Here is a 12,927-nt window from a genome sequence, read left to right on the forward strand (position 1 = left end):
GTCCGTGACCTGCAAGGGGCACTCGAACTTGCGCTCCCGCCTCTGCGGGTATATGAGAATGCGCATCGCGAAAAGCGATCGTCTCCGCCCTCTGGCGAACTGGACGGTCGAGTACACGCCGCCGCAGACCTTCGTCCCGGCCGGCCAGCGTTTCCCTTAAACCCGTGCCTGATCCGTCAGGCCGAACGCAAGCACGACCCATCGTGTCTGCGTCAGAGGAACGCGTCCATGAACAGACCTCTCATCATCATCTATACCGCCATTGTGCTCGATGCCCTCGGCATCGGCCTGATCTTTCCGATCCTTCCCGCACTGCTGAAGGAGGTGACCCATTCCGCCGACGTCGCCCCCTTTATCGGTGCACTCACGGCCCTTTATGCCGCGATGCAATTCATCTTCGCCCCGGTGCTCGGCACGCTTTCGGACCGGATCGGCCGGCGTCCCGTGCTTCTGATCTCGCTTGGCGGCGCGGCGGTCAACTATCTGCTGCTCGCCTTCGCGCCATCGCTCTGGCTGCTGTTTCTCGGCCGCGCCATTGCCGGCCTCACCAGCGCGAACACAGCCGTCGCAGCCGCCTTCATCACCGATATTTCGGCCGAAGACACCCGCGCCCGCCGCTTCGGCCTGATGAGCGCGATGTTCGGCATCGGTTTCATTGCCGGTCCGGTCACCGGCGGCTTTCTCGGCGATCACTGGCTGCGGCTGCCGTTCATCGCGGCCGCTCTCCTGAACGGCTGCAATTTCCTGCTCGCCCTTTTCGTTCTTCCCGAAACCCGCAAGGCGACTGCCGGCAGGTTCGATCCGGCCTCGCTCAATCCGCTGCGGCCACTGCGCTGGGCCTTGTCGATGACGGGCATGCTGCCCGTGATCCTGATCTTCTTCCTGTTCAGCTTCACCGGCGAGGCCTATGGCGTGAGCTGGGCGCTCTGGGGCCATGATGTGTTCGGCTGGAACGGTCTCTGGATCGGGCTTACGCTCGGCACATTCGGCATCTGCCAAACGTTAACGCAGATTTTCCTGCCCGGCCCCGCGGCCCGGATCCTCGGCGAGCGCGGCGCCATCCTGACCGGGATCGGCGGCGCGTCGATCGCGCTCACCGCCATGGCCTTCACCCATCACGGCTGGATGGTCTTCGCCGTGATGCCGGTGTTCACCCTTGCCGGCATCGGCGTGCCGGCGCTGCAATCGCTCGCGACGCGAATGGTCGACGACACGCAGCAAGGCCGGTTCCAGGGCGTGGTGGCGGCGATCATCAGCCTCTCCTCCATCATCGCGCCGCTGGCCTTTTCGGCGATCTATTTTTCGTTCCAGTCCACATGGCCGGGAGCGGTCTGGCTCTCGGTGGTCGCCGTTTATGCGCTTGCCGTGCCGCTGGTACTCGCGCTGAGGACCACGAGGTCAGCGGGCTGATGCCGGCTTTGCCGGACCATCAGGCGTTTGAAGACAGGACCGCCTGCCGCATGAAACGGCCGGGCGGGCTGCCCGTATGGCGGCTGAAGGCGGTGCTGAAGGTGCTTGCGCAGCTGTAGCCGATCGTCTCGGCGATCTCGTCCAGCGTGTGGCCGCCATGGCGCAGCATATCCCTGGCAAGGCTCATGCGCCACCGGGCGAGATATTCCATCGGGCGGGTTCCGAGCGCGCGGGCGAAGCGCTCGAAGAAGGCCGAGCGGGACATGCCGGCGACGCGGGCAAGGTCCGGGACAGTCCAGGCGCGACCGACATCGCCATGCATGGCCCGGAGTGCGGCGGCGAGCCGGGGATCGGCCAGGCCGCGCAGCAGGCCGGGCAGCGTTCTTTCGGCCGGCACCGCCCGCAGCGCCTCGATCAGCAGGATCTCGACATAGCGCTCCAGAATGAGTTCGCGGCCCGCCGCCTCCCCTGCGGCCTCCTCGCCCACGAGGCGGACGAGTTGCGCAAGCCTTGAAACCCCACGGATATGGATCATGCGCGGCAGCAGCGCCACGAGGAGACCGGCATCGGGCGAGGCAAAGCTGAACCAGCCGCCGAACTGCCTGAGATCGGCCGCCCCCTCCTGCCGTCCATAACGCACCGCGCCATCAGGCAGGGGATCGGCTTTGGGGTCAATGAAGACCGGTTGCGCCGGCTCCATGCCGGACATGGTGAAAGCCGGCGTGGCCGACAGCAGCACGAAATCGCCCTCCTCCAGCACGACCGGCTCCTCTCCATCGACGGCCAGCCTGCAACGCCCCTCGAGCACCGCGCAAAACCCCGGCTGCCCGAATTCGGCGTAGCGCACCGCCCAGCGCCCGGCACCGCTGATGCCCTTGGAGAACACCGCGCCGGGCCGGAGAAGCCGGACGACATCGGAAAGTGGATCCGCCATTCTGGACTATCTCAAATTAAAACAGGACTTATGATTAATGATAATCCAGTTTATCCGGGCTACATCGGTCCCGTCAACAACACACGGGAGACCGATATGAAAACCATCCTGATCACCGGCAGTTCGTCCGGTTACGGGTTTGAGACCGCCCGCCACTTCCATGCCGAGGGCTGGACCGTCATCGCCACCATGCGCTGCCCGCGCCCGGAGCTATACCCCGCATCGGAGCGCATCCGCCTACTGGCGCTGGATGTCACCGACGCCGACAGCATCGCTGCGGCCATCGAGGCCGCCGGCCCCATCGATGTCCTCGTCAACAATGCCGGTATCGGCGTCGTCGGCGCCTTCGAGGCCACGCCGATGGCCCATATCCGCAAGGTGTTCGAGACCAACACCTTCGGCGTGATGGCGATGACCCAGGCGGCTATCCCCGGCATGCGGACGCGCGGGACGGGCACGATCGTCAACGTCACCTCCAGCGTGACGCTGGCGCCAATGCCGCTCGCCGCCGCCTATACCGCCAGCAAGCAGGCGATCGAGGGATTTACGGGCTCGCTCGCCCATGAACTCGGCGCCTTCGGGATCGGCGCGAAGCTGGTGGAGCCCGGCTATGCCCCGACCACGCAATTCGCCGCCAATACCGATATTCCGGTGATGGACCTCATTCCCGAGGCCTATGCGGACTATGCCGCACCGATTTTCGCCGGTTATGCGAACCCGCCGCTGATGACGAAGGAAAGCGATGTCGCCGAGGCAATCTGGCGCGCGGTGCATGACACATCGGGACAATTGCGCTTTCCGGCGGGCGCGGATGCGGTGGCATTGATGGAACAGGCGTGAGGGCGCATGCGCTCACACTTTTGTTGCCTTTTCATTCTCATCCGATCCGCTATATCATCGTCTCATGCAGGATGCGTTTTCGACCATATTTCCGCTCCAGCGCGGCCGGGTGCATGACGCCTCCGGCCCCGGCGCCCCTTTCTTTGCGGCAGCCCTTGCCGGCATGACCGGCGGCACTGTGCTGTGGATCAAGCCGGCATGGTTTGCCGAGGAGATCAATCCGGTAGCGTTTTCGGCCTTTTTCGACCCGCGCGATATCATCCTGGCGCGCACCGCCGACCAGACGGAAACGCTGGCCGCCGCCGAAGAAGGCCTGCGTTCGGGCGCCGTCGGCCTCGTCGTCATGGAGGTGGACAAGCCGGTCGAGCTCACCCCCGGCCGCCGCCTGCAGCTTGCCGCCGAAAGCGGCCGCAGCATCGGCCTTTCGCTGCATCCCGAAGGCGCCGGCAATCAGGCGGCGACCACGCGCTGGCTCTGCAAACCGCTGTTTTCGGCTTCCGACTCGACTCTGCAGGAATGGTCGATTATAAAGAACAAAGCAGGAACAAATAACAGTTGGGCAGTGCGGTGGGATGAAACGGCGCGTCGTATCCATATGGTTTCAGAGACTGCCGAGCGAGCGGGTTCTAAGGGCCCGCCCGGTTGATGGCCCGTTCGCCGTCACGCTGAACGAGGGCAATCACGACCGGCTTTACGACCTCAACCGGGAGGCCGAGGGCCAGGGGCTGGAGCGCGGCATGGGGCTTGCCGATGCCCGCGCCTATGTGCCGGACCTCGTCACCCGTCCCGCCGATATCGATGCCGACCGACGCTTCCTCACCATGCTCGCCCGCTGGGCGACGCGCTATACGCCCCATGCCGGGCTCGACGGCGAAGACGGGCTGGTGCTCGACATCACCGGCGCATCCCACCTTTTCGGCGGCGAAGCGGCGATGCTTGAGGACATGAAGGAGCGGCTTGCCCGCGCCCGGCTTTCCGCGAAGATCGGCATCGCCGACACGCGCGGCGCGGCCTGGGCGCTGGCCCATTTCGCCCCCGGCATTGCGCCCCCGGGCAAGACCAGCGCAGCACTCGGCCCGCTTTCGGTCTCGGCGCTCCGCATCGACGACAAGACCGCAACCGCCCTGAAACGCCTCGGCCTCAACACCATTGCCGACATGACGGCCCTGCCCCGCGCCACGCTCGCCCGCCGCTTCGACATGGCGCTGATCGAACGACTCGAACAGGCGCTCGGGACACGCGGCGAGGCCGTCTCGCCGCTTTCCGAGCCGCCGCATTACGGTGTGCGGATGAGTTTTCCCGAACCGATCGGCCTTGTGGATGACGTGATGGCCGCCCTTTCCCGCCTGTTGGACACGCTCTGCCTGCGGCTGAAGAACCGGGAAGCAGGCGCGCGGGCCATTATGCTCTCGGTGGAGCGCGTCGACCAGACCCGACAGAATGTCACCCTCCGCCTCGCCCGCCCGATGCGCGAGGCACCCCGGATCCTGCGCCTGTTCGAACGCCCGGTCGGCGAGATCGACGCCGGCTTCGGCATCGAGCGGATCCGGCTCGAAGCCCTCGATGTGGAAGTCCTGCCCGCCGAGCAGATCGGCGAAGGCGGGCTGGTGGAGGGCGAGGCGCTGGACGATCTCGTCACAAGGCTTGGCGCGCGCATCGGGCTTGATAACATCGTCCGCTTCCAGCCGGTCGCCAGCCATATTCCCGAACGCGGCTTCACCGAGAACCCCGCCGCCTATGGCAGGGTGGATACCGAATGGCGCATGGATCATCCCCGCCCCTTGCGCATGTTCGCCCCCGAGCCGGTGACGAGCGACGCCGCCCGCCGCCCGCCCTCGCGGTTTTCCTGGCGGCGCATGCGGTTCGAGACGGCGGCAAGCTGCGGACCGGAGCGGATCGCCCCGGAATGGTGGCGGCCGGACGAGGCCTGGCGCACAGGCCTGCGCGATTACTGGCGGGTGGAAACCCGCCAGGGGCTGAGGCTGTGGATGTTTCACACCCCGCAGACCCCCGGCTGGTTCGTCCATGGCCTGTTCGCGTGAGGTCCGACCATGGATTATGCCGAGTTATGCGTCACCACCAATTTCACCTTCCTCACCGGTGCCTCGCATCCGGAGGAGATGGTGATCCGCGCCGCCGAACTGGACCTTGCGGCCATCGCCATCACCGACCGCAATTCACTTGCCGGCGTGGTCCGCGCCTTCCGGGCGCTGAAGGAAATCAGACGCAAGATCGAGAAGCAGGCCGAGGAACAATCGATCCGGCTTTCGACCCATATCGATCCCTCGTCGCGCCAGCCGGCCGGCGATGCCCGCGCCATCCCTCTGCCGCCCATCCGCCGCCTGCCGCGCCTGATCGTCGGCTGCCGGCTGGTGCTGGCCGACAGCCCCGTCGATTTCGTGGCGCTGCCGAAGGACAAGCCGGCCTATCAGAAACTCGTGCGGCTCCTGAGCCTCGGCAAGCGCCGCGCGCAAAAGGGCGAATGCCTGCTTTACCTCCGCGACATGCTGGAATGGGCCGATGGCTCCATCCTGATCGCGCTGCCCCAGGGGCTGGAGAACAGGGCGGAGGCGACAGACCATATCACCCAGGCGCACCGCCGCTTTCCCGGCCACGTCTTCACCGGCGCGGCCCCGCGCTATGACGGCTCCGATGCCGCCTGGTTTGCCGCCCTCACCGCCCTTTCACACAAGACCGGCGCGCCGATGGTCGCCGTTGGCGACGTGCTGATGCACCACGCCAGCCGCCGCCAGCTCGCCGATGTGCTGACCTGCATGCGCCATCACATCACCATTGATGCGATCGGCCACCTTGCGCTGCCAAATGCCGAGCGGCGGCTGAAGCCGGCGCAGGAAATGGCGGATATTTTCCGCGATCATCCCGCCGCCATCCGCCGCACGCTGGAGATCACCGCGCGCCTCACCTTCGAGCTGACCGAGCTTTCCTACAACTATCCCGCCGAGGTCGCCCATGGCGTGGCGCCGCAGGCCCGCCTTGCCCGCCTCACCTGGGAGGGGTTGAGGCGGCGCAATCCCGAAGGCATTCCGGCACGCAACCGGGAGCTTGCGGAAAAGGAGCTGGCGCTGGTCGGCGAGCTCGGCTACGCCGCCTATTTCCTCACCGTCCACGACATCATCGCCTTTGCGCGCAGCAAGGGCATTCTGTGTCAGGGGCGCGGCTCGGCGGCCAACTCCATCCTCTGCTATGCGCTCGGCATCACCGATGTGAAGCCGGAGATGATCGGCATGGTGTTCGAGCGCTTCGTCTCCCGCCATCGCGGCGAGCCACCCGATATCGACGTCGATTTCGAGCATGAAGAACGCGAGAAGGTGATCCAGTACATCTACAAGACATATGGCCGCGACCATGCCGGGCTCTGCGCCACCGTGATCCATTTCCGCTCGCGCGCGGCGATCCGCGAGGTCGGCAAGGTGATGGGCCTGTCGAACGATGTCACCGCCGCCCTTTCCGGCCAGATCTGGGGTATTTCCAGCAAGGGCGCCGAACCGGAACGGCTGAAGGAGGTCGGCCTTGATCCTTCCGATCGCCGGCTCGCCCAGACCATTCGCCTGATCGGCGAAATCATCGACTTTCCCCGGCACCTGTCGCAGCATGTCGGCGGCTTCGTCATTACCGAGGATCGGCTGGACGAGCTCTGTCCGATCGAGAACGCGGCGATGGAAGACCGCACCGTGATCGAATGGGACAAGGACGATATCGATGCGCTCAACATCCTCAAGGTCGATGTCCTGAGCCTTGGCATGCTGACCTGTCTACAGAAATGCTTCGGCCTGCTGACCCAGCATTACAACCGTCCGCTTACCATAGCCGAGGTTCCTCAGGACGACGAAGCCACCTACGACATGCTCTGCGCCGCCGATGCCATCGGCGTGTTCCAGGTGGAAAGCCGGGCCCAGATGAACTTCCTGCCGCGCATGCAGCCGCGTGAATTCTACGACCTCGTCATCGAAGTCGCGATCGTGCGCCCCGGCCCGATCCAGGGGGGCATGGTGCAGCCCTATATCCGGCGGCGGCTGGGGCATGAAAAGGTCACCTATCCGAAGGAGGAACTCCGCGGCGTTCTCGAAAAGACCAAGGGCGTACCGCTGTTCCAGGAACAGGCGATGCTGATCGCCGTGGTTGCCGCTGGGTTTTCGCCGGAGGATGCCGACCGGCTGCGCCGCTCGCTCGCAAGCTTCCGCCAGATGGGCACGATCGGTGAATTCGAGGAACAATTCATCAACGGCATGCTCAAAAATGACTACGAGCTTGATTTCGCCCAGCGCTGCTTCGCCCAGATCAAGGGCTTTGCCGATTACGGTTTTCCCGAAAGCCATGCGGCCGCCTTCGCCATGCTCACCTATGTCTCGGCCTGGCTGAAATGCCATTATCCGGCGGCCTTCGCCTGCGCGCTGCTGAATTCGCAGCCGATGGGCTTTTACGCGCCGGCCCAGATCGTCCGCGATGCCCGCGAGCATCAGGTCGAGGTGCGGCCCATCTCGGTCAATCACAGCGCCTGGGACTGCACGCTGGAGCGCCGCGCCGATGGCGCCTATGCGCTGCGGCTCGGCTTCCGCCAGATCAAGGGGCTGAAGCAGGAGGATGCCGTCTGGCTGGAGAACGCGCGCGGCAACGGCTACCAGACGCCGGAAGACGTGTGGCTGCGCGCAGGCCTGATGCCGGCGGTGCTGGAGCGCCTTGCCGAGGCCGACGCCTTCGCCGATGCCGGCCTGTCGCGCCGCGATGCGCTGTGGCGGGTGAAGGCGATCCGCGCGCCAAAACCGCTGCCGCTTTTCAACGACCCGATCGACGGCGAGCATATCAGCGAACCGGATGTGATCCTGCCGACGATGAATCTCGGCGAACAGGTGGTGGAGGATTATGTCGCGACCCGCATGAGCCTGCGCGCCCACCCGATGGAGCTGCTGCGCCCTAAAATGCCCGGCCTGACGCTGCATTCGGCGCTGGCGACAACGCCGCTGCGGCGCGTCAGCGTCTCAGGCCTCGTCATCACCCGCCAGCGCCCCGGCACGGCCTCCGGCGTCATCTTCCTGACGCTGGAAGACGAAACCGGCGTCTCCAACGTCGTCGTGTGGAAAAAGGTCTATGAACGCTTCCGCCGCACGGTGATGGGCGGCAGGCTGCTGAAGGTCACCGGCAAATTACAGCGCGAAGGCGTGGTCGTCCACGTGATCGCCGAAACCATCGAGGATTGCTCCTGGCGCCTCTCCGAACTCGGCCACCCGATGGACGACGCCATCGGCATCACCGATCCAAAGGCCGACGACACGCCGCGCCGCCCGAAACTCCAGCCCCGCGCCCACCACCCGCGGGAGCAGGCGAAACGGTTGTTCCCGAGCCGGGATTTTCATTGAGTTTTCATCCGATACCGGGGCATGAAATAGCCCGGCGCAGCCATGAAAGGACGAAAAACTTGAAAACCCTTATCGCTTTCGCGGGCCTGCCCGGCACGGGCAAGAGCACCATTGCCAGGGCGCTTTCGGCCAAGACCGGCGCGGTCTATCTTCGTGTCGATGAAATCGAGACCATCATGCTGGCGCATGCTCCCGACCGGGATATCGGATCGGAGAGCTATGAGATTCTCGCCGCACTCGCGACCTCCAATCTCGCCCTCGGCCATACCGTGATCACCGATTGCGTGAACCCCTGGGCGCTTACGAGAGAGATGTTCGCGGAGGCTGCCGCGCGGGCCGATGCCCGCTTTCTGGGGGTCGAGATCATCTGTTCCGATCCCGCCATCCACCGTCTGCGCGTCGAAGAACGCCCGATCGATATCCCCGGCTGGAAGAAGCCCACTTGGCAGGACGTGATCGCGCGCGACTACGCAGGCTGGTCCATCGCCGATATCCGCATCGACACCGCCGGAAGCAGCGTCGAACAGGCCGTTTCGCAAATCATATCAAATCTTTGAGGCATCAGACCGGAAGCGGGGCCGGACACGACACCTCAATACATCGACTTCCGGTAGCTCTCCTCAAGCCCCTCATCCAACGTCTTCATCTCCTCCGGATCTTCCGGCGCGGCGTCGATCTGGTCGAGGATGATCTTCACCAGCGAGGGCATTTCGCTGCGGTCCTGGCGGCTTTCCGGGTCCCAGAGTTTCGAGCGGCGGAAGGCCTTGGCGCAGTGCAGGAAAACCTCCTCCACATGGACCGCGATCGCGGTCAGCGGCAGGCGGTCCTTGACCGCAAGCAGCGCGAGCAGGTCGGGATCGTGGGTGATCACGGCCCGGCCGTTGATCCGCAGCGTGTCATCGAAGCCCGGCACCATGAAGATCAGGCCGACCGAAGGATTGGCGAGGATGTTCGACTGGGTATCGAGCCGGTTGTTGCCGGGCCGGTCGGGTATCAGCAGCGTCCTGTCATCCAGCACCTTCACGAACCCGCGCGGATCGCCGCGCGGGCTGACATCCGCCCGGCCATCGGCCGCCTGGGTGCCGATACAGAGAAACGGCGAGCGCGCGATGAAATCGATCGCATGCCGGTCGAGCCGCGGCAGGGATTTCTTCGCCGCAAGGTCGTGCGTCGCCGGAAACAGGGATCGCAGTTCCTGTTCGTCCGCTATCAGGAATTCCGGTTTCAATGCGCCCGCCATAGCCTCGTCCTCCGCTCATATCGAAACCATGGATGACGGGCGAAGGCCGTTTTTACAAGAAAAAAACGCCCCCGGCCGACGAGCAACAGGCGGGGGCGGTTGACAGCACTCAGGCCGCTGCGACCTTCGCCAGAGCGTCCAGGGCCTCCACGCAGGCGGCGGCAGCCTCGCGGCCCTTGTTGTGCTCGTCGTCACCCGAGCGGTCGAAAGCCTGGAAGGCGGTGTAGGTGGTGAGGATGCCGAAGGTGACGGGCATTTCGGTTTCGAGCGAGACCTGCATCAGGCCGTGAGCAGCGGCTTCCGAGATATATTCGAAATGGGCCGTCTCGCCTTTGATCACCGCGCCGATGCAGACGACGCCTGCGAATTTTCCCGTTTGGGCAAGCTTCTTGGCGACCAGCGGGATTTCGAAGGCGCCCGGCACGTCGAAGATATCGGCGTCGGAAACCGGCGCGCCGCGTTCGGCAAGCTCGGCCTTTGCGCCGTTCAGAAGGCCGGTGGTGACCTTTTCGTTGAAGCGGGAGATGACGATGGCGATGCGATGGGACACGCTGTTTTCCTTTCAGTGTCAAGATGTGCCGGAACAGGCAGGCGGGCTCAGTTCGGCAGAAGGTGGCCGAACTTCTCGCGCTTGGCCGCCAGATAGGTTTCGTTATGTGGGTTGGTTGCGATGATCAGTGGCAACCGTTTTTCAACCGTCAGCCCGCAGCGGGCGAGCGCCTCGGGCTTTGCCGGATTGTTGGACAATAGCTGCAGCCTTGAGACGCCGAGGCTCTTGAGGATATGGGCGGCGGTATAATATTGCCGGGCATCGGCCGGCAGGCCGAGCGCCAGATTGGCCGCGTGGGTATCGAGCCCTTGTTCCTGAAGGCCATAGGCGCGGATCTTGTTGGCAAGGCCGATGCCCCTGCCCTCCTGCCCGCGCAGATAGACCACGACGCCGCCCTTCTCCCCGATCAGCGCCATGCTTTCTGCAAGCTGATCGCCGCAATCGCAGCGCAGCGAACCGAACACGTCGCCGGTCAGGCATTCCGAATGCACCCGCACCAGCGGGCTTGCCGAAAGCGGGCCCTTGACCAGCGCCAGATGCTCCACGCCGTCGACCCTGCTCGTGAAGGCATGGACCTTGAACGCGCCATGCGCGACGGGCAGGTTGGCCGCCGCGACCTCGTCAACGAGGATTTCGGTTCGCATGCGGTATTCGGCAAGGTCGGCAATCGTCAGGAACGGCATGTCATGCTCTTTGGCAAACGCCATCAGGTCGTCGCGGCGGGCCATCTCGCCGTCGTCGCGCATCACCTCGCAGATCACAGCCGCCGGGTTCAGGCCGGCGAGCCGGGCGAGATCCACCGCCCCCTCGGTGTGGCCGTCACGGGCAAGGACGCCGCCTTCGACGGCGCGCAGCGGAAACATGTGGCCGGGCGAGACGATATCGCCGGGCTTCGCGTCCGGATTGGCGGCGGCGGCGACCGTTCGGGCGCGTTCTGCCGCCGAAATGCCGGTGGTAATCCCCTCTGCCGCCTCGATCGAGACCGTGAACGCGGTGGTATGGCGGGCGCGGTTGTCGGCCACCATCGGGGTCAGGCCTAGCCGGTCGACCTGCGCTCCCGTCAGCGTCAGGCAGATCAGCCCGCGCGCGTGCTTGGCCATGAAATTGACGGCGGCGGCATCGGCGAACTCGGCGGCGACCACGACATCGCCCTCGTTTTCACGGGCTTCGTCATCGACCAGCAGCACCATGCGGCCGGCGCGCATGGCGTCCAGCGCGCGTTCCACCGGCTCCATAGAAAAATCGCGTTCCATCTTCATTGGTCTTCTCCGGGCCCTTTAACGGCATCAAATTCGGGATTGGCATGGGTGATCGCGATATGATCGGGATTACCCTTGGTGATCAGCACATGTTCGTCGGCAAGGCCGGCATTAAGCACGGCTGCGGTGAGCGAAGGTCCGGCCTCGACCAGCACTTCCAGCGCGCCCCGCGCGCCCAGCATGGCGATCGCTTCGTCAAGGCCGGCGGGGTTGAGCACGGTGAAGCCGCGCGCGCGTGCCGCTTCGAGATAGCGCTGCGGCACCCGCCCCCGGCGGTCAAGCAAAGCCAGAAACCGGCGCTTGCCGGGAAAATCGGGCACATGGCGCACCGTGAATTCCGGGTCATCGGCAAGCACCGTGCCCGATCCGGTGAGGATCGCATCGGCACGGCGGCGCAGCCTGTGGGCAAACACCAGCGAGGACTTCGAGGTGAATGTCTTGCGGCCGGCCGGCGGTGCCATGCCGCCGGTCTCGTCCACCGCCTGCTTGACGGTGACCCAGGGCCTTCCCGTTCGGGCATGTTTGGCGAAAGGCGCGATCAGCCGTCTGGCGGCAACGCTCTGGCCACGGAGTTCCGGGTCGTCGTCGATGAAGACGACATCGAGCCCCGCCGCCTTCAGCCGCGCCGCGCCGCCGCCCTTGACCGAGGGGTTGGGATCGGCCGCGCCGATGATCACCCGGCGCGCCGGGGTCGCTAGGATCGCATCCGAACAGGGCGGGGTGCGGCCATGGTGATTGCAGGGCTCGAGCGTCACCACCACGGTGTGGATGCGGCCCGACACGCCAAGCGTCCGGGCGCTCGCGATTGCCATGGCCTCAGCATGCGCCTCGCCGGCTTTCATGTGATAGCCTTCGGCCAGCACCGCGCCATCTTCATCCAGCAACACGCAACCGACCGGCGGATTTGGAGAGGTGGCGCCGGCAAAGCGCGCGGCACCCTCAAGCGCACGCCGCAAGGCGGCATGCTCGGCTGATGATATCGTTATGTCCGGGGCTGTGATCATGCCCTTGGCCTCGTTATTGCAACAAGACGCCAGCAGGGCAAAAAGCGTAAAAACAGCGTAAAATACCCTCGTCAAAGGGTAGATTCCGCGCGTCGATACGCTTTGTTCTCTTCCATCCGGACTCTAACCGTCGGCTCCGGAATTACACCGGATCTGCTGACCCTTCTTCGACTCTCGAAAAAGGCGCTCGCGGGCTGATGCTCGATAAGAGCAATTACCGCCGGTGGGGAATTTCACCCCGCCCTGAGAACGTCACCGGCCCAACCGGACCGGCGACCTAAACTTAGGGGGGCAATCTGAAAATGACAAGCCCGA

The 12,927-nt window shown here is 65.0% G+C and carries 11 protein-coding genes and 1 riboswitch; of the genes, 6 read left to right on the forward strand and 5 right to left on the reverse strand.

All coding sequences use genetic code 11. The features are described from left to right. The first annotated feature begins 171 nt into the window (after positions 1-171). Entirely contained in the window at positions 172-1,410 is a 1,239-nt protein-coding gene (locus Mame_RS20595) for a TCR/Tet family MFS transporter (RefSeq protein ID WP_257789101.1), read from the forward strand. A 19-nt stretch (positions 1,411-1,429) separates the two neighbouring features. Here the strand turns inward: Mame_RS20595 and Mame_RS20600 are convergent, their stop codons facing one another. Then, complete coding sequence (locus Mame_RS20600; RefSeq protein ID WP_018064532.1) at positions 1,430-2,344, reverse strand: AraC family transcriptional regulator; 915 nt, start codon at positions 2,342-2,344, stop codon at positions 1,430-1,432. Positions 2,345-2,440: 96 nt separating this feature from the next. On the opposite strand from Mame_RS20600, the gene Mame_RS20605 reads away from it, so the two are divergent. From Mame_RS20605 to Mame_RS20625, 5 genes are all read left to right on the forward strand, one after another. Further along, complete coding sequence (locus Mame_RS20605) at positions 2,441-3,184, forward strand: SDR family oxidoreductase (protein WP_018064531.1); 744 nt, start codon at positions 2,441-2,443, stop codon at positions 3,182-3,184. Between the two features lie 64 nt (positions 3,185-3,248). Further along, positions 3,249-3,830: an ImuA family protein gene (locus Mame_RS20610; RefSeq protein ID WP_018064530.1), complete on the forward strand. Its 582-nt coding sequence runs from the start codon at positions 3,249-3,251 to the stop codon at positions 3,828-3,830. Then, entirely contained in the window at positions 3,757-5,226 is a 1,470-nt protein-coding gene (locus Mame_RS20615) for a Y-family DNA polymerase (protein ID WP_018064529.1), read from the forward strand. Before Mame_RS20610 ends, Mame_RS20615 begins: the two co-directional genes overlap by 74 nt. Before the next feature lie 9 nt (positions 5,227-5,235). Further along, positions 5,236-8,559 (forward strand): error-prone DNA polymerase, encoded by a 3,324-nt coding sequence (locus Mame_RS20620; RefSeq protein WP_018064528.1) that lies wholly within the window; start codon positions 5,236-5,238, stop codon positions 8,557-8,559. Positions 8,560-8,618: 59 nt separating this feature from the next. Further along, positions 8,619-9,116, forward strand: coding sequence for a P-loop nucleotide/nucleoside kinase family protein (locus tag Mame_RS20625; RefSeq protein WP_018064527.1), 498 nt, complete (start codon positions 8,619-8,621; stop codon positions 9,114-9,116). Between the two features lie 35 nt (positions 9,117-9,151). On the opposite strand, the gene Mame_RS20630 is transcribed toward Mame_RS20625, so the two are convergent. From Mame_RS20630 to ribD, 4 genes are all read right to left on the reverse strand, one after another. Beyond that, positions 9,152-9,799: a pyridoxamine 5'-phosphate oxidase family protein gene (locus Mame_RS20630; RefSeq protein WP_018064526.1), complete on the reverse strand. Its 648-nt coding sequence runs from the start codon at positions 9,797-9,799 to the stop codon at positions 9,152-9,154. Between the two features lie 109 nt (positions 9,800-9,908). Next, complete coding sequence (gene ribH, locus Mame_RS20635) at positions 9,909-10,349, reverse strand: 6,7-dimethyl-8-ribityllumazine synthase (protein WP_018064525.1); 441 nt, start codon at positions 10,347-10,349, stop codon at positions 9,909-9,911. Between the two features lie 47 nt (positions 10,350-10,396). After that, on the reverse strand, positions 10,397-11,608 hold the full coding sequence (locus tag Mame_RS20640; protein ID WP_018064524.1) for a bifunctional 3,4-dihydroxy-2-butanone-4-phosphate synthase/GTP cyclohydrolase II: 1,212 nt from the start codon (positions 11,606-11,608) through the stop codon (positions 10,397-10,399). After that, on the reverse strand, positions 11,605-12,612 hold the full coding sequence (gene ribD, locus Mame_RS20645) for a bifunctional diaminohydroxyphosphoribosylaminopyrimidine deaminase/5-amino-6-(5-phosphoribosylamino)uracil reductase RibD (protein WP_018064523.1): 1,008 nt from the start codon (positions 12,610-12,612) through the stop codon (positions 11,605-11,607). Before ribD ends, Mame_RS20640 begins: the two co-directional genes overlap by 4 nt. A 100-nt stretch (positions 12,613-12,712) precedes the next feature. Then, positions 12,713-12,867, reverse strand: a riboswitch (FMN riboswitch). Positions 12,868-12,927: the final 60 nt, after the last annotated feature.

It is taken from the genome of Martelella mediterranea DSM 17316, from assembly GCF_002043005.1.
GTDB lineage: Bacteria > Pseudomonadota > Alphaproteobacteria > Rhizobiales > Rhizobiaceae > Martelella > Martelella mediterranea.